General features: G+C 72.8%; 18 protein-coding genes. 12 read left to right on the top strand and 6 right to left on the bottom strand.

Features of this window, described 5'->3' with window-relative positions:
* Nucleotides 1–2: 2 nt before the first annotated feature.
* On the bottom strand, nucleotides 3–1,154 hold the full coding sequence (locus R3E88_09775) for an anhydro-N-acetylmuramic acid kinase (protein MEZ4216751.1): 1,152 nt from the start codon (nucleotides 1,152–1,154) through the stop codon (nucleotides 3–5).
* Between the two features lie 331 nt (nucleotides 1,155–1,485).
* On the opposite strand from R3E88_09775, the gene R3E88_09770 reads away from it, so the two are divergent.
* Genes R3E88_09770 through R3E88_09755 form a run of 4 tightly spaced genes read left to right on the top strand, consistent with a single transcriptional unit; the run spans nucleotide 1,486 to nucleotide 5,072 of the window.
* Complete coding sequence (locus R3E88_09770) at nucleotides 1,486–1,749, top strand: hypothetical protein (GenBank protein MEZ4216750.1); 264 nt, start codon at nucleotides 1,486–1,488, stop codon at nucleotides 1,747–1,749.
* An 18-nt stretch (nucleotides 1,750–1,767) separates the two neighbouring features.
* Nucleotides 1,768–3,027 (top strand): glycosyltransferase family 4 protein, encoded by a 1,260-nt coding sequence (locus R3E88_09765; GenBank protein MEZ4216749.1) that lies wholly within the window; start codon nucleotides 1,768–1,770, stop codon nucleotides 3,025–3,027.
* A complete protein-coding gene (locus R3E88_09760; protein ID MEZ4216748.1) occupies nucleotides 2,996–3,724 on the top strand; it encodes a methyltransferase domain-containing protein in 729 nt (242 codons plus the stop codon). The genes R3E88_09765 and R3E88_09760 overlap by 32 nt, the downstream gene beginning before the upstream one ends.
* A gap of 13 nt (nucleotides 3,725–3,737) precedes the next feature.
* On the top strand, nucleotides 3,738–5,072 hold the full coding sequence (locus R3E88_09755) for a glycosyltransferase family 4 protein (GenBank protein MEZ4216747.1): 1,335 nt from the start codon (nucleotides 3,738–3,740) through the stop codon (nucleotides 5,070–5,072).
* Here R3E88_09755 and R3E88_09750 read toward each other — a convergent pair.
* Entirely contained in the window at nucleotides 4,976–5,770 is a 795-nt protein-coding gene (locus R3E88_09750; protein ID MEZ4216746.1) for a methyltransferase domain-containing protein, read from the bottom strand. The genes R3E88_09755 and R3E88_09750 overlap by 97 nt on opposite strands.
* A 73-nt stretch (nucleotides 5,771–5,843) precedes the next feature.
* Here R3E88_09750 and R3E88_09745 point away from each other — a divergent pair, with 73 nt between their 5' ends.
* Entirely contained in the window at nucleotides 5,844–7,103 is a 1,260-nt protein-coding gene (locus tag R3E88_09745) for a hypothetical protein (protein MEZ4216745.1), read from the top strand.
* 19 nt (nucleotides 7,104–7,122) lie between these two features.
* Here R3E88_09745 and R3E88_09740 read toward each other — a convergent pair whose 3' ends face one another.
* From R3E88_09740 to R3E88_09730, 3 genes are all read right to left on the bottom strand, one after another.
* Nucleotides 7,123–7,491, bottom strand: a complete 369-nt coding sequence (locus R3E88_09740) for a response regulator (GenBank protein ID MEZ4216744.1) — start codon at nucleotides 7,489–7,491, stop codon at nucleotides 7,123–7,125.
* The gene (locus tag R3E88_09735) at nucleotides 7,488–9,146 is read right to left on the bottom strand and encodes an ATP-binding protein (protein MEZ4216743.1); all 1,659 of its coding nucleotides are present in this window, start codon (nucleotides 9,144–9,146) and stop codon (nucleotides 7,488–7,490) included. Before R3E88_09735 ends, R3E88_09740 begins: the two co-directional genes overlap by 4 nt.
* A gap of 99 nt (nucleotides 9,147–9,245) precedes the next feature.
* On the bottom strand, nucleotides 9,246–9,950 hold the full coding sequence (locus tag R3E88_09730) for a response regulator (protein MEZ4216742.1): 705 nt from the start codon (nucleotides 9,948–9,950) through the stop codon (nucleotides 9,246–9,248).
* Nucleotides 9,951–10,028: 78 nt separating this feature from the next.
* Here R3E88_09730 and R3E88_09725 point away from each other — a divergent pair, with 78 nt between their 5' ends.
* A complete protein-coding gene (locus R3E88_09725; protein MEZ4216741.1) occupies nucleotides 10,029–11,510 on the top strand; it encodes a sigma-54 dependent transcriptional regulator in 1,482 nt (493 codons plus the stop codon).
* A 443-nt stretch (nucleotides 11,511–11,953) separates the two neighbouring features.
* Nucleotides 11,954–12,718 (top strand): FliA/WhiG family RNA polymerase sigma factor, encoded by a 765-nt coding sequence (locus R3E88_09720; protein MEZ4216740.1) that lies wholly within the window; start codon nucleotides 11,954–11,956, stop codon nucleotides 12,716–12,718.
* A gap of 37 nt (nucleotides 12,719–12,755) precedes the next feature.
* On the opposite strand, the gene R3E88_09715 is transcribed toward R3E88_09720, so the two are convergent.
* Nucleotides 12,756–13,496 carry a Stp1/IreP family PP2C-type Ser/Thr phosphatase gene (locus tag R3E88_09715; GenBank protein ID MEZ4216739.1) on the bottom strand — a complete coding sequence of 247 codons (741 nt, stop codon included), beginning with the start codon at nucleotides 13,494–13,496 and terminating at the stop codon, nucleotides 12,756–12,758.
* Nucleotides 13,497–13,824: 328 nt separating this feature from the next.
* Between R3E88_09715 and R3E88_09710 the strand changes: the two genes are divergently transcribed.
* The 5 genes from R3E88_09710 to fusA all read left to right on the top strand — a co-directional run bounded on the left by R3E88_09710 (nucleotide 13,825) and on the right by fusA (nucleotide 20,375).
* Entirely contained in the window at nucleotides 13,825–15,405 is a 1,581-nt protein-coding gene (locus R3E88_09710; GenBank protein ID MEZ4216738.1) for a response regulator, read from the top strand.
* Nucleotides 15,406–15,574: 169 nt separating this feature from the next.
* Nucleotides 15,575–16,486, top strand: coding sequence for a carboxylating nicotinate-nucleotide diphosphorylase (gene nadC / locus R3E88_09705; protein ID MEZ4216737.1), 912 nt, complete (start codon nucleotides 15,575–15,577; stop codon nucleotides 16,484–16,486).
* Entirely contained in the window at nucleotides 16,483–17,496 is a 1,014-nt protein-coding gene (locus R3E88_09700) for a biotin--[acetyl-CoA-carboxylase] ligase (GenBank protein ID MEZ4216736.1), read from the top strand. The genes nadC and R3E88_09700 overlap by 4 nt, the downstream gene beginning before the upstream one ends.
* A complete protein-coding gene (locus R3E88_09695) occupies nucleotides 17,493–18,311 on the top strand; it encodes a type III pantothenate kinase (GenBank protein ID MEZ4216735.1) in 819 nt (272 codons plus the stop codon). The genes R3E88_09700 and R3E88_09695 overlap by 4 nt, the downstream gene beginning before the upstream one ends.
* 3 nt (nucleotides 18,312–18,314) lie before the next feature.
* A complete protein-coding gene (gene fusA, locus R3E88_09690; GenBank protein MEZ4216734.1) occupies nucleotides 18,315–20,375 on the top strand; it encodes an elongation factor G in 2,061 nt (686 codons plus the stop codon).
* Nucleotides 20,376–20,392: the final 17 nt, after the last annotated feature.

Here is a 20,392-nt window from a genome sequence, read left to right as displayed (position 1 = left end):
GCCTAACGTCCGATGCGCCCCGCTCCGCCGGGAACCAGGACGCCGAGCACGGCGGCGCGCCGGGCGCCGGTCGTCCGCGGCAGGTGGTTCGGCACGCCGAGCAGCGCGTTGCGCCCGAGCAGCGAGAACGCCATCGCCTCGGCGGCGTCGGCGGGGACGCCCGCGGCCTCGAACGGCTCGACGGCACAGGCGGGCATCGCCGCGGCGAGCCGCTCGAGCATGCGCGGGTTCTTCGCACCTCCGCCACCGACGAGGAGCCGCGCGGGCCGGCCCGGCAGGAGCTCGGCGCACGCGCGCGCCACCGACTCCACCGTGAACGCGAGCAGCGTGGCGAGCAGGTCGTCGAGCCGCGCAGTGCCGACCTCCGCGACGAGTGCCTGCGCCTCGGCGCGGCCGTAGCGCTCGCGGCCCGTCGACTTCGGCGGCCGTCGGCGCAGGAACTCGTCGTCGAGCAGCCGCGCGAGAAGCGCGTCGTCGACGCGCCCGCGCGCCGCGCGACGGCCGCCCGCGTCCATGCGCTCGGCACCGCCCGTGCCGCACTGCACGGCGGCGTCGAGCAGCGCGTTCGCGGGGCCGACGTCGAACGCGACGACTTCGTCCGGATCGAGCGAGGGAGGCAACCACGTCACGTTGGCGATGCCGCCGAGGTTGAGCGCGACGCGCGCCTCGCCGCGCTCGCCGAGCGCCGCGAGATGGAAGAACGGAGCGAGCGGAGCGCCCTCTCCGCCCGCCGCGAGGTCGCGCGAGCGGAAGTCGGCGACGACCGTGCAGCCGGTGCGCTCGGCGATCACGGAGGGATTCCCGATCTGGAGCGACGACGCGTGCTCGGGATGGTGCGCGACCGTCTGTCCGTGCGAGGCGATCGCATCGACGCGCGCGAGGTCGACCGAGGCTGCGCGCGCGACCGCGCGCGCGGCGTCCGCGAACCGCACCGCGAGCTCGACGTCGAGCCGCGCGAACTCGCGCAGCGCCTCGCGCGGGGCGAGCTCGCACGCGGCGAGCGCGTGCACGCGCCCTTGCAGCTCGTCGCCGAGCGGCGCCTCGACGCAGGCGAGCAGCCGGAACGGCCGCGCCGACGCGTCGTCGGGCCACTCGACGAGCGCGGCGTCGACGGCGTCGGCGGACGTTCCCGACATCAGGCCGATGACCAGCACGGCGCGGAGCATAGGCGCACGCGGAGCGCGGCGTCGCCCGCGCGCGTCGCGCCGTGCGCGCACCCGACGCGCGCGTCGGTGCCGGAGGGTGCCGGGCGCGACGCTCCGCTCCCCGCGAACGGCTAGAACGTCGGTTGGGCTCGGTTGACACGCTCGCGGCCCCCGCGCATGATCCGGCCGCCGCGCGCAGGGCCGCGGCGCCACCGCGCGCGCCGTCGACCGACGCGCTCCGCACGGCTCCGAACACGATCCGCTCGCCGGGTCTCGCGCCGCTCGGGCGGACGCGACGACCCCGCCGCCCGAGAGCGACCGAGAGAGGCCCTCCGCGGACATGAACGACGCATCGAGCACGCAAGGTTGGGCGATCTGCATCGGCGCGGCCGTGCTCGCGCTGCTGTTCGTCGCGGGCGTGTGGAGCGGCAGCTACGTCGCGCTCGCGATCCCCGTCTCGATCCTCACCCTCTTCGTGCTCGGCCTCGCCGGCTGGGTCGGCTACACGATCGCCACGGTGCGCGTCGAGCCGAGCGTCGACGCCGCGCCCGAGGCCCCGCCCGCGACGGCGGGCGACGCGCCCAGCGCGAACGCGCAGGGCTGACGGACCGGACGCGCCTCGATGCGGATCGCGCTGCTCACCTATCGCGGCAACATGTACTGCGGCGGCCAGGGCATCTATGCCTCGTACCTGGCGCGCGAGTGGCAGCGAGCCGGGCACGAGGTCCACGTCTTCGCCGGCCCGCCGCTGCCCGAGCTCGCGGACGGCATCCCGCTCCACGAGATCCCGAACGACAACGTGTTCGGCCGCGAGTGGCCCGACTTCTACGACCCGCGCAGACCGTTCTCGCTGCTCAAGCCGATGACGCTCTGGGAGCTCGGCGTGTCGCGCTTCGGCGTGTTCCCCGAGATGCAGACGTTCGGCGTGCGGCTGCTGCGTCGCTGGCCCGAGCTACAGCGCCGCCACCGCTTCGACGTCGTCTTCGACAACCAGTCGCTGTCGTGGGGGCTGCTCGGACTGCGCGCCTTCGGCACGCCCGTCGTCTCCGTCATCCACCATCCGCTGCACATCGACCGCGAGGCCGACTACGCGATCGACCCGCGGCTGGTGAAGAAGATCAAGCGCACGCTCTACTTCCCGCTGTTCATGCAGCAGCAGGTGGCGCCGCGGCTCGACCGGATCGTGACCGTCTCGGAGGCGTCGCGCGTCGAGATCGAGCGCTACTTCGGGATCCCGCAGAAGGAGGTCGAGGTCGTCTACAACGGCACCGACGCCGACCTCTTCCATCCCGTGCCGGGCGTCGCCAAGGAGACGGACCTGCTGTTCGTCGGGCGCACCGAGGACCGCAAGAAGGGCATCGGGACGATGCTCGAGGCGCTCTCGCTGCTGCCGCCGCACGTGAAGCTCAAGATCGTCGACGGGCGCATCCCGCCCGACGGCCTCGTGCCGCGACTCGCGCGCAAGTACGGCATCGAGGATCGCATCGTCGTCGTCGATCGGATGCTCGAGGTGCCCGAGCTCGTCGAGCAGTACTCGACCGCGCGCATCGCGCTCGTGCCGAGCTTCTTCGAGGGCTTCGGCTTCCCGGCGAGCGAGGCGATGGCGTGCGGTCTCGCCGTCGTCGCGAACGCCGCGGGCGCGCTGCCCGAGGTCGTCGGCACGGACGGGAGCGCCGGTCGGCTCGTTCCCGCGCGCAACGCGCGCGCGATGGCCGATGCGATCGCGGACATCCTGTCCGAGCCGGGCAAGGCGGAGCGCATGGGCGCGGCCGCGCGGCGCCGCGTGCAGTCGGTCTTCCGCTGGGACCAGGCGGCCGCGCAGCTCGCGCAGGTCTTCGAGGACACGCGGCGTGCTGCTCACCGTCGACCTCGCGCGGCTTGACGTCGGCCCGGGCCACCGGGTCCTCGACGCGGGCTGCGGCGAGGGGCGCCACTGCTTCGGCTGCCTCTCGCGCGGCGCCGCGCAGGTCGTCGGCTACGACCTCGACTTCGGCTCGATGCGCGACGCGAGCAAGCGGCTGCGCCGCGAGGCGGCGGCCTCCGGCGCGCTCGGCGAGATGATCCAGGGCGACATCTTCCGCTTGCCGTTCGAGGACGCGACGTTCGACCGCGTGATCTGCTCCGAGGTGATGGAGCACGTCCACGACTACGAGGCCGCGGCCGCGGAGCTCGCGCGCGTGACGAAGCCGGGCGGCCGCGTCGCCGTGACGATCCCGACCGCGACGAGCGAGCACCTCTACCTGCGGCTCGGCGACGAGTACTTCGAGAGTCCGGGCGGCCACATCCGCATCTTCAAGCCGCGCCAGCTCGCGCAGGGCCTCGCGAAGGCCGGGCTCGCGACGCGCGGCGTCGGCTTCGCGCACGGCTTCCACACGCCGTACTGGGTGCTTCGCTCGGTGATGCACCTGCCGAACGCCGACGAGAGCCGGCTCGTCCGCGCCTATCGTCACTTCCTGATCCGCGCGACCGCGAGCCCGCTCATGGCGCGGCTCGAGCACGCGCTCGACCGCATCTGTCCGAAGAGCCTGATCCTCTACGCGGACAAGCCCGCCGGCCGCCTCGCGGCCCGAGGCGCGTGAACCCCGCACGGCGATGACCGACCGTCCCCTGCGCATCGCGTTCGTCGCGTACCGCGGCAACATGAAGTGCGGCGGCCAGGGCGTGTACCTGTGGTTCCTGGCACGCGCGCTCGCCGCGCAGGGTCACGAGGTCGAGGTCTTCGTCGGCCCGCCCTACCCCGACGCCATGCCCTTCGCGCGCAGGGTCGTGCAGCTCCCGAACCAGGAGCTCTGGGCGAAGTGGTTCGTGCGCGACTACGCGGGCATGCGCCCGCCCGAGGGCGCGCTCCGGATGCTGACGCCGCTGCGCTTCTACGAGCTCGCCGCGAGCTACCTCGGCTTCCTGCCCGAGCCGTTCGCATTCAGCGTGCGCGCCTTCCGCGCGCTCGCCGACGAGCTGCGCCGCGGCGCGCGCTTCGACCTCGTGCACGACGTGCAGTGCCTCGGCTGGGGCCTGCTCGGGATGCTCGGGATGGGTCTGCCCGTCGTGACGACGGTGCACCACCCGCTCACGATCGACCGCCGCGCCTCGTTCGTCCGCGACACGAACCTGCGCGAGGCGATCGGCACGATGACGTTCTATCCGATCGGCATGCAGCGCACCGTGGCGCGGCGGCTCGACCGCGTGATCACGTCGTCGGAGTGGAGCGCCGAGCAGATCGCGCGCGACTTCGGCGTCGCTACCGAGCGCATCCGCAACGTCTACAACGGCCTCGACACCGACCTCTACTCGCCGGACGCCTCGGTCGCGAAGGACGCTGCGGAGCTGCTCTGCGTCGGCCGCGCGAACGACCCCAACAAGGGGATCCGGACGCTCGTCGCGGCGTTCGCCCGCTGCGACGCGCGACTGCGCCTCACGCTCGTCGACGACGACCATCCCCACAACCCCGTCTTCAAGTGGGCGCGCGAGGCGGGCGTCGCCGATCGGCTTCGCGTGACGGGCCGCGTGCCGACCGACGAGCTCGTCGCGCTGTACCGGCGCGCCGCGCTCGTCGTCGTGCCGTCGCGCACGGAAGGGTTCGGGCTGCCGGCGGTCGAGGCGATGGCCTGCGGCACGCCCGTCGTGGCGTGCGACGCGGGCGCACTGACCGAGGTGATGCGGCTCTGCGGCGGCGGGCTCGTCGTGCCACGCGACGACCCGGCCGCGCTCGCGCGCGGCATCGGCGAGCTGATGGCGGATGCGCCGCGGCGCCGCGCGCTCGCCGCGACCGCGCGCGCGCGCGTGGCCGAACGCCTGTCGTGGACGCGCATCGCGAGTGCGACGAGCGAGGTCTACGCGGAGGTGCTCGCCGAGCGGCGCGGACGGCCCGCGAGCACCACGACGTCGGCGAGCTGCGGCGCGCGCGCGGCCAGCCCGTCGAGCGCGTGAAGGAGGGCGCGCGCCGCGCCGGCGGGAAGCCGCGCGAGCAGCCGCGACCACCCGGGTACGCCCCACAGCAGCGACACGCCCTGCACGACCTCGAGCTCGAGGTGCCGCCCCGCCTGCTCGCGCATCAGGTCGAGCTCGTAGCGCGTGAAGTGGTCGCTCGGACAGTCGGAGTGGCGCCGGCCGCGCGGCCCGCCGTCGCCGCGGCGCCGCGCCGCGAGCTCGTCGAGCCAGTGGCCCGTCCGGCACGCGAGCGACTCGAAGTTCGCGATCGCGAGCACGACGCGGCCGTCCGGCCGCGCGACGCGCGCCATCTCCGCGATCGCCGCGTCGGGCCGGTCGAAGTGGTCGAGCGCGCCCTTGCAGACGACCGCGTCGAAGCTCGCGTCCGCGAACGGCAGCGCGTCGCCCCAGGCGCGCACCCAGCGCGGGAGCGGGCCTCCGCGCTCTGCGGCGAACAGCTGCGCCATGCCCGCCATGCGCGCGGACGGCTCCGCGCCGACCACGTCGCCGCCGTCGCGCGCGAGCGCGATCGAGTCCTGCCCGACGCCGCTCGCGACGTCGAGGATGCGCCGCCCGGGCGCCGACGCGGCGAGTGAGAGCGTCGCCTGCGTCATCCGCTCGAAGAGCACCTCGCTCTCGATCGAGGTGCCGGTCGGGATCACGTCGCTCATGTCCCGGTCGAGGTCGACGACGCGCATGGCGCGCGACGGTAGCCCGCAGCGCCTCCCGGGCCACGGGGCCGCGCGGTGCCACCGCGGTATGCTCGCCGCCGTGTCGAGCCCGAACGACGCGACGCCGCGCGACCGCGAGGAACCCGACGCGCCGGGCGTCACCGCGCGCCTCGGCTCCTACCGCGTCATCTATCTCGCCGTCGCCGTGTTCGCCGTCCTCTACGTGTTCACCGTGAAGGCGGCGGAGCAGGCGCTCGGCCGCTTCTTCGAGCAGCGCGTCGAGGAATCGCTGCACGTTGATCGCTTCGACGAGGCGGTGTCGGTGCAGATCCAGCGCCGCATCGAGGCCGACGTGAAGCGCTCGCCGTGGGTGCGGATCGGCGGCGTGCGCGTCGGCGTCATCGCGATCGGGCGCGACGGACGGACGCTGATCTACGGCGGCGGCCCGACGCCCGCGCCGCCCGACGCGTTCGACCTCATGAACAACCTGCGCGAGGCCGAGCGACTGCTTCCCGCGACGGCGCAGGTGAGCGTCGCGCTCCCGCACAACACCGTGCTGTCGAACGCGATCCTGCTCGTCTATGCGGCCGCGTTGATCCAGGGCCTCTTCTTCTACAACCGCCTGTCGCTGCGCCGCGAGCGCGAGGAGCTCGAGCTCGCGCTCTCCGATCGCGACGCCGCCGCCGAGCGCGCCGCGCACATCGAGGGCGAGCTCGAGGGCGTCCGCCGCCGCCTGCTCGCGGTGGAGCCCGCCGAGCGCGAGCAGGCGGACGAGATCGCGACGCTGCGCGGCGAGCGGCAGCGGCTCCAGTCCCAGCTCGCCGCGCTCGTCGCGCGCGAGGAGGAGCTGCGCGGCAAGGCGGCGCGCGCGGTCGAGCTCGACCAGGAGCGCCGCTCGCTCGAGGACCTCCTCGACGAGGCGGCGCACGACCTGGCGCAGCGCGACGACGCGATCCGCGACCTCGAGCAGCGACTCACGAAGGCCGCCAAGCGCACGCGCGCCGAGTCGAGCGCGCGCGCGCGCGACGTCGAGGCGCTCTCGCGGCGACTTCGCACGCTCTACAAGAACCTCGAGTTCGACGACCGGGCGATCGACGCCATCGTCGCGCTCGGCGACGAGAGCCTGCGCCTCAAGTGCGAGGAGAACCTGAAGCGCCTCGACGACGACGCCGAGAACGTCGCGGTCCGGCGCAAGGTCGGCGGCCTGCCGAACCACCTCGCGGTGTTCGAGCTCTCGTTCGCCGGCAAGGGACGGATCTACTACTCGAAGGGGCAGCAGCGGCGCTTCCGCGTGCGACTCGTCGGCGGGAAGGCGTCGCAGACGGACGACCTCGACACGCTGCGAAAGCTCGACGAGTGAGCGCGCGCCGCGGCCGCGCCTAACGACCCGCCGCCTCGCGCAGCGCGCGCTTGAGATCGGCGTCGTCCCAGGGCTTCGGGAGCAGCTCCCGCACCCCGAGCTCGGCGAGCCTCGCCGGCGCGACCTGCTCCGGCCAGCCCGAGATCAGCAGGCGCGCCGCGTCCGGGCGCAGCTCGCGCGCCATCGCGAGGATCTCGAGGCCGCTCGCCGTCGGCATCTTGTGGTCGGAGAGCACGACGTCGACCGGGCGCTCCTCGAGCCACTTCCGCGCCTCCTGCGGCGTCTGCGCCGTCAGGATCTCGAAGCCCTCGCGACGCAGACTGCGCCGCAGCGCGTTCAGGATGCGCTCCTCGTCGTCGACGATGAGCAGGGTCGGCGGGCCGCTCACGTCGCGCTCCCGCCGCGCTCGTCGGGCGCGACATCGTCGCCGTCGTCGACCTCGAGCGGGAGCCAGACGCGGAAGCTCGTCCCGACCCCCGGCTCGCTGTCGACGCGGATCCTCCCGCCGTGGCGCCGGACGATGTTGAAGGAGGTCGACAGCCCGAGGCCGGTGCCCGCGCCGACCTTCTTCGTCGTGAAGAACGGATCGAAGATGCGCGCGCGGTGCTCGGCCGCGATGCCCGCGCCGTCGTCCTCGACGACGAGCTCGACGCCGCCGTCGACCTCGCGCGTCGCGACGACGATGCGCCCCATCGCGCCCGTCGACCCGTGGCGCTCCTCGATCGCCTGGTAGGCGTTCACGAGCAGGTTCATCACGACCTGCTTGAGCTGCATGGCGAAGCACGGGACGCTCGGCAGGTCGCCGTAGCGCTTCTCGAGCACCACGGAGTGCTTCATCATGGTCCAGGCGATGCTCGCGGTGGAGTCGACGCACTGGTTCAGGTCGGCCGGCGCGCGCTGCCCCGTGTCCTGACGCGCGAAGTCGCGAAGGTCCTGCACGATGTGCCGGATCCGCTCCGAGCCTTCCTGCGACTCGCGCACCGCCTTGCCGAAGTCGCCGAGCACGAAGTCGACGTCGACGTCGTCCGCCGCGCGGGCGAGCGCCGCCTCGGCGCGGCGCGCATCGTCGAGGTCGCCCGCGACGACCGCCTTGCGCAGGTCCGTCACGCGCTCCCACACGCTCTCGAGGTCCGCGACGTACTCGCTCATCTGGTAGAGGTTCGCGTGGATGAACCCGGTCGGATTGTTGATCTCGTGGGCGACGCCGGCCGCGAGCTCTCCGATCGAGGCCATCTTCTCCGTCTGCAGCACCTGCTCGCGGAGCTGCTTCACCTCGCTCAGGTCCTGGAACGTCGCGACCGCGCCGCACTGCGCGCCGGCGTCGTCGAAGAGAGGCGCGCACGAGATGCCGATCGGGACGAGCGCGCCGTCCGTGCGGCGGATCTGCGTCTCCGCGCCCTGACAGCGCACGCCGCGCCGGAGCGTCTCGCCGATGCGCGTCCGCTCGGGCTCGCCCTCGAACCAGCGCCACACCGGCGCGCCCTCGAGCGCGCCGGTATCGGACCCGCCCGCGAGGATCGCCGCCGCGCTCGGGTTCGCGTAGGTCACGAGCCCGTCGCCGTCGACGACCACGAGCGCGGAGTTGAGGTCGTGGATGATGTTCTCGGTGTGCCGCTGCAGGGCGCCGATCCGCCCGGCGAGCCACTCGCGCTCGCGCCGCGACCGCGCACGACGCGTCTGCTCGAGAACGGCGTGCGGAAGGGAGTGCGCGAGCGAGCGGCCGGCCTCCACGCACTCGGCCGCGCCGGCGCGGAACGCCGCGAGCGCGTCGGCCGTGGCGCGGGCGTCGGTGACGACGACGCTCGGCACGCCGCGATCGCGCAGCGTGCGGAGGAGCGCGTCGCGCGGCGCGCCCACCAGGCGGTCGACGACGACGAGGTCGAGCGGAACGCGCGCGGCGAGATCGATACAGGCGGCGGGATCGCGGACCACGTCGAGCTCGACGTCGCCGGCGAGCCGGCGCAGCGCATCGACGACCGCGCCGTCGCGCGCCTCCGGATGGGCGACGACCGCGATCCGCACCAGTGAGGAAGAGTCGGCCACGCAATCCCCCGGATGCGCCGGACGGGCGGCCGCGCGCCCTCGGCGCGCGCCGCGTCGACGTGCATCGCGTGGGGGGGCGAGCGACGAAGCGCGGCGAAGCTACCGGATCGACCCGGCTCCACCAAGCCCGCGCGGGCCGTCGGGGGCGCCCCCCGTGCGTCCGGTGCGGACGCCGTGGGCGGCGAGCTTGCGATAGAAGGTGCTGCGGCCGATGCCGAGCCGGCGCGCCGCCGCCGTCGCATCGCCCGCGTGCTCGGCGAGCGCGCGCTCGAGCGCGCGCCGCTCGTAGGCGGCGAGCGAGAGCGGGAGCGCGGCGTCGTCGATCGGAGGCACGGGAGCGCGCGCGGCGAGCGCGCGGCGACGATGGTCGACGGCCTTGCGCACGGTGGCCCGGACGGCCTCGATGTCGTCGAACGGCTTGGCCAGGTAGTCGAACGCCCCGCGCCGCATGCACGCGACGGCGCTCTCGATGCTCGCGCTCCCCGTCATGACCACGACCGCGAGGTCGGGCTGCAGGCGCCTGGCTCGCACGAGCAGCTCGACCCCGGCGCTGGCGCCGCCCTCGAGTCCGAGATCGAGGATCAGCGCATCGATCCCCGCACCCGCGAGCCACGGGTCGAGACCCGCTCCGCTCGCGATGCAGGCGACGCGCAGCCCCTGCCCGCGCAGCACCCGCTCGAGGCTTCGCTGCCAGAGCGGCTCGTCGTCGATCACCAGTACGGAGGGAGGAGCGGCCTCGGCCGACGTCACCCGCCCGCGCACGGCATCGTCGCGAGCCTCGGTCGTCGGCGCGTCGCTCCGCATGCGGCGACTATCGGTTGCGCGTCGGGCGGCCCTTGAGCACACTGCGCGCGCCCCCCTCCGCTAGGCGGAGGTCATCCCCTGTCGCGCAATCCCTCGAGCTCTGCGAGCCCGTCGCGTCCTGCTGCTCCGGCCGCGTCGGCGACCACCCCGGCACCGCCGGCGGCACCGGGTGTCGCGCGCGTCCTCGTCGTCGACGACGAGGAGCTCTACCGACGCGCGCTCGAGCGCATCCTCTCGCGTTCGGGCCACGAGGTCATGAGCGCCGCCGACGCGACGGAGGCGCTCGCCATCGCGTCGACCCAGCGCGTCGACCTCGTGCTGTGCGACTACCGGATGCCCGGCATCAACGGCATCGAGCTGCTCCGTCAGCTGCGCGAGCTCGAGCCCGACCTGCCCTGCATCCTGGTCACCGGCCACGGCAGCGCCGAGGCGTCCGTCGAGGCGCTGCGCGCCGGCGCGTTCTGGTACCTCGAGAAGCCCTTCGACCAGGCGAACCTCGACGTCGTCCGCGGCCTCGTGCAGCAGGCGGTCGAGCACGGGCGCCTCAAGGCCGAGAACCGCGCGCTCCACGGCCAGCTCCGCGCGCGGTACAAGTTCGAGAACATCATCGGGAAGAGCGCGGCCCTGCGCGCCGTGCTCGAGACGGTCGAGAAGGTCGCCAACACCGACAGCACGGTGCTGATCACCGGCGAGAGCGGCACGGGCAAGGAGCTCGTCGCCCGTGCGCTCCACTTCAACAGCCGACGCACGACGCGGCCCTTCGTCACCGTGAACTGCGGCGCGATCCCCGAGGAGCTGCTCGAGAGCGAGCTCTTCGGGCACGTGAAGGGTGCGTTCACGGGGGCGATCGCGAGCCGCGAGGGCCGCTTCGCGGCCGCGCACGGCGGCACCATCTTCCTGGACGAGATCGGCGACATGAGCCCGACGCTCCAGGTGAAGCTCCTGCGCGTCCTGCAGGAACGCACCTTCGAGCCGGTCGGGTCGTCGAAGACGCAGCACGTCGACGTGCGCGTGATCGCCGCCACCCACCAGGACCTCGAACGGCTGATCGAGGAACGCCGCTTCCGCGAGGATCTCTACTACCGGCTGAACGTGCTCCCGATCGAGGTGCCGCCGCTGCGCGAACGTCCCGACGACGTGCCGCTGCTCGTGCACCACTTCCTCGACATCGCGAACCAGGAGCAGACGACGCGGATCGACGGCATCACCGACGCCGCGATGGAGTACCTCGTCGCCTACGACTGGCCGGGCAACATCCGCCAGCTCGAGAACATGATCGAGCGGATGGCCATCCTGCTCGGCGAAGGCGAGATCGACGTCGAGTCGCTCCCGCCCGAGGTCGCGCGCGCGCGCACGCAGGAGGCCATCGCTCCGCGACTCGGGCCCGACGGTCTCTCGTTCAACGACGTCATCGCGCAGATCGAGACCGACCTCATCCTCCAGGCGCTCGAGCAGACGCACTGGAACAAGAACCGCGCCGCGTCGTTGCTCGGGCTGAACCGCACGACCCTCCTCGAGAAGATCAAGAAGAAGGGCCTGCGCCCGACCGAGCGCGACTGACGCGCGCCCTCCTCCCGCCTCCCACAGCGGTCCTCCCGACCCTGTCCTCCGTCCAGGCTCGCGCCTGACTCGGCGGGCCCCCGAACCCCGGGGCCCGCCGAGTTCCGTTCCGTACTTCGCCCGGCCGCGGGTGACGTTTTCGCAACTCGTGCGCCGCGCGACAGTCGGGATCCCGACGCTTCTGCGCACGACGCGCCGGCCCTGCCGCCACCGTTGGCGGGGACGGCCAGCCCCTCCGATGCCCACCGAAAGCCGCTTTCCCCACGCGGAGTTGCGACTTCACGAGCGCGAAGCCGGGCGGCAGCCGGCACGCGGATCCGGCCGTTCGCGGGCGCCGTCCCGGATTTGGCACGCGCCCTGCTTCGTGGTCCTGCACGCAGCGGGGCCGGCGCCCCGACGAGGCACAGCGAATGGGTTCGCAGCTGGGGGAAAACGAGGGGGCGATGGAAGCACTGCTGACGGAGGCGCGGGACCGCGACGGCGAGATCCCGGCGGAGCTGAAGGAACAGATCGTGGTCGAGCACGGCCCTCTCATCCGGTACATCGTCAACCGGATCGCCGTGCGCCTCCCGTCGCACATCGATCTCGACGACCTGCACAACACGGGCGTGATCGGTCTGATGGACGCGATCGAGAAGTACGACCCGGAGAAGAACTGCAAGTTCAAGACGTATGCGGAGTTCCGGATCAAGGGCGCGATCCTCGACCAGCTCCGCTCGCTCGACTGGGTGCCGCGCAGCGTGCGCCAGAAGAGCCGCAAGCTCGAGCGCGCCTACGGCGAGGTCGAGCAGCGTCTCGGCCGCCAGGCGACGGACGAGGAAGTGGCCGACTCGCTCGGTCTGCAGATCGAGAAGTTCCACGAGCTGCTGAACCAGGTGCGCGGCATCTCGCTGATCAACCTCGAGGAGATCCGCGGCACGAACTCCGACGGCGATCGCTCGGGCACGTACGCCGACATCATCGAGGACGTCACCTCGGAGAACCCGTTCGCGACGCTCAAGACCGTCGAGACGAAGCAGGTCGTCGCGGACACGATCGGCACGCTCCCGGAGAAGGAGCGCCTCGTGATCTCGCTCTACTACTACGAAGATCTCAACATGAAGGAGATCGGGAACATCCTCGGCATCACCGAGTCCCGCGTCTGCCAGATCCACACGAAGGCGGTGCTCCGCCTGCGGCAGAAGCTCAAGGGTCAGGTCGACCACTGACGACGACGCGCCGCCGCGCCCGCGCGCGGCGGCGTTCTCACGCGTCGAGCCCGTCCTTCTCGTAGCGCACCATCACGACCGTGATGTTGTCCTCGCCACCGCGCTCGTTGGCCGCGGCGACGAGGCGGTCGCAGACGTCCTGCGGCTCGCCCCCCGACAGCGCGTACTCCGCGATCTCGGCGTCCTCGACGTGCGTCGTGAGGCCGTCCGAGCACATCAGGAACAGGTCGCCTTCCATCGGCGTGAGCTCGGCGAGATCGGGCTGCACGACGCGGCGGACGCCGACGGCGCGCGTCAGCACGTGGCGGTGCGGATGCTCGCGCGCCTCGGCCTCGTCGATCTCGCGACGGCGGAGCAGCTCGCCCACGAGTGAGTGATCGTCGGTGAGGCAGCGGATGCGACCGCGCCGAACGAGGTACGCGCGGCTGTCGCCGACGTGTGCGAGCGCGACGCGGTCCTCGGTGGCGAGGATCGCGACGAGCGTCGTTCCCATGCCGGCGAGCTCGCGCTTCGCCTGCGCCGCACCGTGGATGCGCCGGTTCGCGATCTCGACGGCCTGCCGGAGCTTCTCGGTGAGGCTCACGCTCGCACCGTCGAGGGCGCGGACCGCCTCGAGCGCCGCCTCGGCCGCGAGCTGGCTCGCGACCTGGCCCGCACTGTGCCCCCCCATGCCGTCGGCCACGAGGAAGAGCCCGAGGTCGGGTGCGAGCGCGTAGCGGTCCTCGTTCGCGCCGCGCCGCATCCCCACGTCGGTCGATGCAGCTGCGCGAAGGATCATCGGTGGTCCTCGTGGCTCGGAGACGGGTGCCCGGCGATGGCCGGCGCATCGGCGCGCGACGCGGGGGCCTTGATCGACGCGTCGCCCGGCCGACACCGGCGAACCATGGGCAGAAAAGGGTTCAATCGCCCGAACTCCCGAGACGATAAGCCAGCCGAGCGGTACGTTCGCGCGCCGAGGCGCGCAGGCGTTCCGCTCCGTCCGCGTCCGCGGACGCGAGGCGCGCGACGAGGCGCCGGCGTAGGAAGTCATGCAGCGACGGCGAGTGGCGTTCGCGCCCCGACCGCCGCGTCGAGGCACCGCCTCCCGGCGGCGCCGAACCGGGGGGATGATGCCCAGGACCCTGCTGCTCGCGGACGACAGCGTCGTCATCCAGAAGCTCGTCGGCTTGAGCTTCGCCAACGAGGACGTCGAGCTCATCACGGCCGACAACGGCGACGACGCGATCGCCCGCGCGCGGGAGGCGCGCCCCGACGCCGTGATCGCCGACGTCATCATGCCGGGCAAGAGCGGCTACGAGGTCTGCGAGGCGATCAAGCAGGATCCGCAGCTCGCGCACGTTCCCGTCCTGCTGCTCACCGGAACCTTCGAGGCCTTCGACGAGGAGCGCGCCGCGGCCGTCGGGTCCGCAGGCCACATCACCAAGCCCTTCGAGGCACAGGCGCTCGTCGAGCGCGTGAAGACGCTGTTCGCGGCAGCGCCCCCCGTCGCGGCGAGCGCCGCGGCCGCGGCGCCGAGTGGCTCGAAGGATCCGCTCGACGTCGACGAGGCGTTCGACTTCTTCGACGACGACGTCTCGGACCTCTCGAAGGTCGCCGAGTCCACGCCGTCGGCGCGGCCGACGACGACCGCCGACACCGACCCGCTCGCCGATCCGTTCTTCGGCGATGGCGACGCATCGATCGGCGGGCTCCCGCCGGCGGACGACCTCGACGCGGGGCTCCTCGGGAGCGACAGCACCGTCGCCCTGATGCCCGACGACGACGAGGCGGACGACGCCTCGGACTTCTCGACCGACCTCGTGAACCTCGGCGAACCCGCGCCGCCCGCGGCGACGCCCTCCGGCGCGACCACGACGCTGCTCGACGACGCCCTCGACGGCGATGCGTTCGCGTTCGAGGACGAGCCGGTCCGCGGCGCCGCCGCGTGGACGGCGACCGATTCGCCGGCCGAGACCGTGATCGCCGACTTCGGCGATGCGGGCGATCCGTTCCAGGACGCCGACGACGACGCCGGCCCCGAGTCGATGAGCGCCCTCGACGTCAGCGACCAGCTCGAGATCGGCACCGCGTCTCCCGCGCAGCCCGTCGACGCCGCGCGAACACTGCTCGCGGACGAGCTCTTCACCACGTCGCCGCGCGGAGCCGCCGTCGACCTCGACGCCGCACTCGCCGCGGACGACGCGCTCGCGAGCGTGCCGATCGCCGACGTCGAGCTCGACCCCGGAAGCTCCGCGTACGACCTCTCCTCGTCCGACCTCGGCGTGCTCGACGTCGCCGGCGCGTCGTTCGCAGGCGACGTCGAGCCGCTCGACGACGACGCCTTCGAGGCGCAGCCGATCGAGGAGGAGCCGCTCGTCGCGGCCGCGGCGCCGGCGGCATCCGCGATGCCGCAGTTCGCACCCGAGCTCGAGCCGGAGGCCGTCGCGATCGTCGACGAGCCCGAGGACGACGCCGCTCCGGCGACGGCGCGCGCGTCCGTCGACCTCACGCCGGCGCTGCGCGAGCGCCTCCACGAGACGCTCGAGAAGGTCGCGTGGGAGGCGTTCTCGGAGCTCTCCGAGCAGGTCGTGAAGCAGGTGCTCGAGCGCGTCGAGGCCATCGCGTGGGAGGTGATCCCGCAGATGACCGAGGCGCTGATCCGCGACGAGATCCGGCGCATGAAGGGCGAGGACGAGTCCGCGGACTGAGCGCGGTCGCCTGCCCCTCTCCGCACCCCGCTCGCGCACTCGCGCACCCATCGTCGGAGCCGCGCGGTCGGCCGCGGCCGGCTGCTAGGATGGCGCGCCGCCCGGCGGCAGCGCGCGCACGCCCGCATGCGCGCGCACGACCGGGCCGCACCGCCGCGGGAGGCATCGCGTGACCCGGTCGACGAGCTCGGGCGACCGCTCCGCCCCGCGCCCCGCTCTCGATCGCGAGCGCTGGATGCCGCTGCTCGCCGCGGCGATCGCCGAGGACGTCGGTACCGGCGACGTCACGAGCGAGGTCATCTTCGACGCGAGCGCGCGCACGCAGGCACGGATCGAGGCGCGCGAACGGCTCGTCGTCTGTGGCACCGCCATCGCGCGCGCCGCCTTCGAGCACCTCGACCCGAGCGTCCGCGTCGCGACGTGCCTCTCCGACGGCGAGGTCGCGGAGCCGCTCGCACCGGTGATGCGCATCGAGGGGCCGGTCCGCGCCGTGCTCGCCGCCGAGCGCACGGCGCTCAACTTCCTGGGTCGCATGTGCGGCGTCGCCACGCACACGCGCCGCCACGTCGAGGCGGTCGAGGGCACGCGCGCCGCCATCGTCGACACGCGCAAGACGCTCCCCGGCTGGCGTGCGCTCGACAAGTACGCGGTCGCCGTCGGCGGCGGAACCAATCACAGGATGGGCCTCTGGGACGGCGTGCTCCTGAAGGACAACCACGCCGCCGCGGCCGGCTCGCTCGAGGCCGCCGTCCGGCGCGCGCTCGATCGGGCTCCCGCCGGCATCCCGATCCAGGTCGAGGTGCAGTCGCACGACGAGGCGCGCGTCGCGTGCGACGCCGGCGCGACGTTCCTGCTGCTCGACAACCTCGAGCCCGACGCCATCCGCGCAATCGTCGCCGACCTCGGCGCGCGCGCGGTCCTCGAGGCGTCGGGCGGCATCACGCTCGCGAACGTGCGGCGCTATGCGGAGACGGGCGTGCACCGCATCTCGATCGGCGCCCTCACGCACTCCGCGCCGAACGCCGACCTCTCGCTCGAGATCGACGGCGACGGCGACGGCGCGCGCGGTCCCGCGGCGTGAACGCAGGGGCTGCGCGCGTACTCGCCCTGCTGCGCGGCGCATCCGGCGCCGCCTCGGGCGAAGCGCTCTCGGCGGAGCTCGGCGTCTCGCGCGCCCAGGTCTGGAAGCACATCGAATCGCTGCGGCGCCTCGGCTACGACGTGGAGGGCGAGCCGGGCGGAGGCTATCGGCTGCGGGCCGCTCCCGACCGGCTCTACGGCGAGGAGATCCTGTGCGGCCTCGACACGCGTTGGCTCGCACGCGAGATCGAGCACTTCGAGGAGATCGACTCGACGAACCGCGTCGCGACCGAGCGCGCGGCCGCCGGCGCGGCGGCGGGCTACACGGTGGTGGCCGAGGCGCAGACGGCGGGACGAGGCCGCCTCGGCCGGCGCTTCTTCTCGCCGCCGCACGCCAATCTCTACACGTCGATCGTGCTGCGCCCGCGACTCGAGCTCGCCCAGGCCCCGACGCTGATCCCGACGGCGGCGATCGCCGTCGCCGACGCGATCGCCGCGGAGCTCGGCCGCCGCGACGACGTCGAGATCAAGTGGCCCAACGACGTGCTCGTCGGCGGCCTCAAGACGAGCGGCATCCTGATGGAGCTGCAGGCCGAGGCGACGCGCATCGGCCACGCGATCCTCGGCATCGGCGTGAATCTCAACGTGGACCGCGCCGACTTCCCGGACGAGTTCCGCTCGCTTGCCACCAGCCTGCGCTCGTTCACGGGCCGTCGCATCGACCGCATCGGCTTCGCCCGACGCCTCTATAGTATTCTGGAAGCCGTGCTCGACGAGCACGCGCGCGACGGATTCCCGCCGCTTCGTGCGCGCTACGAGGCGTACTTCGCGATGGCGGGGCGCCGCGTCCGCGTGCTCGACGCGCGGCCGGACGGCGCAGGCGATGCGCAGAGCGGCGTCGTCGTCGGCATCGACGACGAGGGCGCCCTCTGGATCAAGACCGAGGACGGCGGACGTACGCGCGTGATCGCGGGCGACGTCACGCTGGCGAAGGAGAGCGACGCATCGTGAGCGACCCCGTCCTGCTCGTGATCGACATCGGCAACACGAACGTGTCGCTCGGCGTCTTCGACTACCGCCGCGGCGGCGCGCCCGCCGAGCTCTCCCATCACTGGCGCGTGAGCACGCACCGCGAGCAGACCTCGGACGAGCTCGGCGTGATGCTCCGCGCGCTCTTCACGCAGGACGGCCTCGCGACCGAGGACGTGACCGACGTGATCATGTCGAGCGTCGTGCCGCCGCTGCAGCCGATCTGGGAGCGCGTCTCGACCAAGCTCTTCGACCGGCCTCCGCTCACCGTCGGGCCGGGGATCCGCACCGGGATGCCCGTCCGCTACGAGAACCCCCACGAGGTCGGGGCCGATCGCATCGTGAACGCGGTCGCGGCCTTCGATCTCTTCCACAGCGCCACGATCGCCGTCGACTTCGGCACCGCGACGACGTTCGACTGCGTCTCGCGCAACGGCGAGTACCTGGGCGGCGCGATCTTCCCGGGCATCCACATCTCGATGGAGGCGCTCTTCGAGCGCGCGTCCAAGCTGCATCGCGTCGAGATCGTCCGGCCGCGCAGCGTGATCGGGAAGACGACGACCGCCGCGCTGCAGTCGGGCCTGCTCTACGGCTACGCGGGGCTCGTCGACTCGATGGTCGAGCGCATCAAGCCCGAGCTCGGCGACGACGTGCGCGTCGTCGCGACGGGCGGGCTCGCGGGCCGCATCTCGACCGAGGCGCGCACGATCGAGCGCGTCGAGCCCTTCCTCACGCTGCAGGGCCTGCGCCTGCTGTTCGAGAAGAACCGACCCGAGGGATCCCGCAAAGAGAGGTGACGCATGGAGCCGACGACGACGCGCAACTTCGCCCTGATCGGACACGCCTCGGACGGCAAGACGACTCTCGGCGAGGCCCTCCTCCACCGCGCGGGTGCGACGCCGAAGCCCGGCAGCGTCGACCAGGGAACGTCGGTCCTCAACACCCTGCCCGAGGAACGCGACGGGCACGCGCACACGATCACCTCGCACGTCTTCAGCTTCGACCTCGACGGCGGGCGCGTCACGCTCGTCGACACGCCCGGTCACCCGAACTTCCAGCCCGACGGTCGCATCGCGCTGCAGGCGCTCGATGCCGCCGTCGTCGTGGTGAGCGCCGTCGACGGCGCGAAGGTCGGGACGCACAAGATGCTCGGCGCGCTCGACGGGCGCGCGGCGATCGCATTCGTCAACGCGATGGACCACGAGCGCGCGGACTTCGACGCGGCCATCGCCTCGCTCGCGGCGGGCACCGACCGGCGCGTCGTCGCGCTCGGCGCACCGATCGGCGCGGGCGCCGCGCTCGAGGGAGTCGTCGAGCTCGTCGCGCAGCGGTCCTTCTCGGGCGGCGCGCCGGAGGACGTCCCGGCCGACGCCGCCGAAGAGGCCGAGACGCGACGCCTCGAACTCGTCGAGGCCGTCGCCGAGACGGACGACGCGCTGCTCGAGCACTATCTCGAGAACGGCGAGCTCGCCGACGACGAGCTGCGACGCGGGCTGGTCGCGGGCGTGCGCAGCGGCGCGCTCCTCCCGGTGATCGGCGGGAGCGCGGCGACGGGCGCGGGCGTCGACGTCCTGCTCGCGGCGATCCTCGAGCTCCTGCCGTCCGCGGCCGACCGCGGGCCGTGGGCGGCCGTCGATGCCGAGAGCGGCCGCGACACCCCGGTCGCGCCCGAGGCCTCGGCCCCCCTCGCCGCGATCGTCTTCAAGACGCTGATCGACCGCTACGCGGGCACGCTCTCGGTCTTCCGCATCGTCTCCGGCACGGTCCGGTCCGACTCCACCGTGCTCGACGCGACGACCGGCGAGAAGGTCCGCATCGGCAAGCTCTTCCGTCTGCAGGGCGACCAGCACGTCGATGCGAACGAGGCCGGCCCGGGAGAGATCGTCGCCGTCGCGAAGGTGAAGGGCATCCACACGGGCGACGTGTTGACGGCCGAGAAGGGCGGCGTGCGACTCCCCTCCCCGACCATTCCGCAAGGCGTGCTTTCGTATGCCATCTCCGCGAAATCACAGGGGGACGAGGATAAAGTCTACGCCTCGCTCGGCCGACTCGTGGAGGAGGATCCGACGCTCCAGCTCGGGCGCGAAGCCTCCACGGGCGAGTTCCTCCTGACCGGCATGGGCGAGCTCCACATCCGCACCACCGTCCACAAGCTCGCGCGGATGTTCGACTGCGAAGTCGACCTCGCGACGCCCAAGGTTCCGTATCGCGAGACGATCCTCGGAAGGGCCGAGAACGTCGAAGGCAAGCTCAAGAAGCAGTCCGGCGGCAAGGGCATGTTTGGCGTCTGCTACCTGAGCATCGAGCCCAACGCGCGGGGGGCCGGCATCGAGTTCCTCGACGAGATCGTGGGGGGCGCGATCCCGCGCAATCTGATCCCCGCCGTCGAGAAGGGCATCCACGAGGCCGCCGACGCCGGCCCGCTCGCCGGCTATCCGGTCGTCGACGTCAAGGTCCACTGCATCGACGGCAAGCACCACTCGGTCGACAGCAACGAGATGGCCTTCAAGCTGGCCGGGTCGTTCGGCTTCAAGGCGGCGCTCGAGCAGGCGCGACCCGCGCTGCTCGAGCCGATCATGAGCGCGGAGATCGTGGTTCCGGACGAGAGCGTCGGCGACATCATGGGCGACATCTCGAGCCGACGCGGCCGTGTGCAGTCGACCGAGGCGATCGGCGCGAGCACCGTCGTCCGCGCCCAGATTCCGATGGCCGAGATGCTCGAGTACGCGAGCGCCCTCACGAGCCTCACGGGCGGCAAGGGCGACTTCCACATGGACTTCTCCCACTACGACCCGTGTCCGAAGGAAGTGCAGGAGAAGGTGATCGCGAAGGCGCAGGCCGCGGCGCGGACCGACGACTGACGCGGCGCGCACGCCGC

Source organism: Myxococcota bacterium, assembly GCA_041389495.1.
In the GTDB taxonomy this organism is placed as follows: Bacteria; Myxococcota_A; UBA9160; order UBA9160; family UBA4427; genus JAWKRT01.
The sequence above is the reverse complement of the archived record's forward strand: the minus strand, read 5'-3'. Positions and strand labels throughout refer to the sequence as shown.

What these genes read in the sequence shown, in the direction of transcription:
- R3E88_09715 (MEZ4216739.1), bottom strand. Translation starts at nt 13,496, where the DNA reads ATGATCCTTCGCGCAGCTGCATCGACCGACGTGGGGATGCGGCGCGGC.
- R3E88_09755 (MEZ4216747.1), top strand. Translation starts at nt 3,738, where the DNA reads ATGACCGACCGTCCCCTGCGCATCGCGTTCGTCGCGTACCGCGGCAAC.
- R3E88_09750 (MEZ4216746.1), bottom strand. Translation starts at nt 5,770, where the DNA reads ATGCGCGTCGTCGACCTCGACCGGGACATGAGCGACGTGATCCCGACC.
- R3E88_09720 (MEZ4216740.1), top strand. Translation starts at nt 11,954, where the DNA reads ATGGAAGCACTGCTGACGGAGGCGCGGGACCGCGACGGCGAGATCCCG.
- R3E88_09765 (MEZ4216749.1), top strand. Translation starts at nt 1,768, where the DNA reads ATGCGGATCGCGCTGCTCACCTATCGCGGCAACATGTACTGCGGCGGC.
- R3E88_09730 (MEZ4216742.1), bottom strand. Translation starts at nt 9,950, where the DNA reads ATGCGGAGCGACGCGCCGACGACCGAGGCTCGCGACGATGCCGTGCGC.
- fusA (MEZ4216734.1), top strand. Translation starts at nt 18,315, where the DNA reads ATGGAGCCGACGACGACGCGCAACTTCGCCCTGATCGGACACGCCTCG.
- R3E88_09710 (MEZ4216738.1), top strand. Translation starts at nt 13,825, where the DNA reads ATGATGCCCAGGACCCTGCTGCTCGCGGACGACAGCGTCGTCATCCAG.
- R3E88_09770 (MEZ4216750.1), top strand. Translation starts at nt 1,486, where the DNA reads ATGAACGACGCATCGAGCACGCAAGGTTGGGCGATCTGCATCGGCGCG.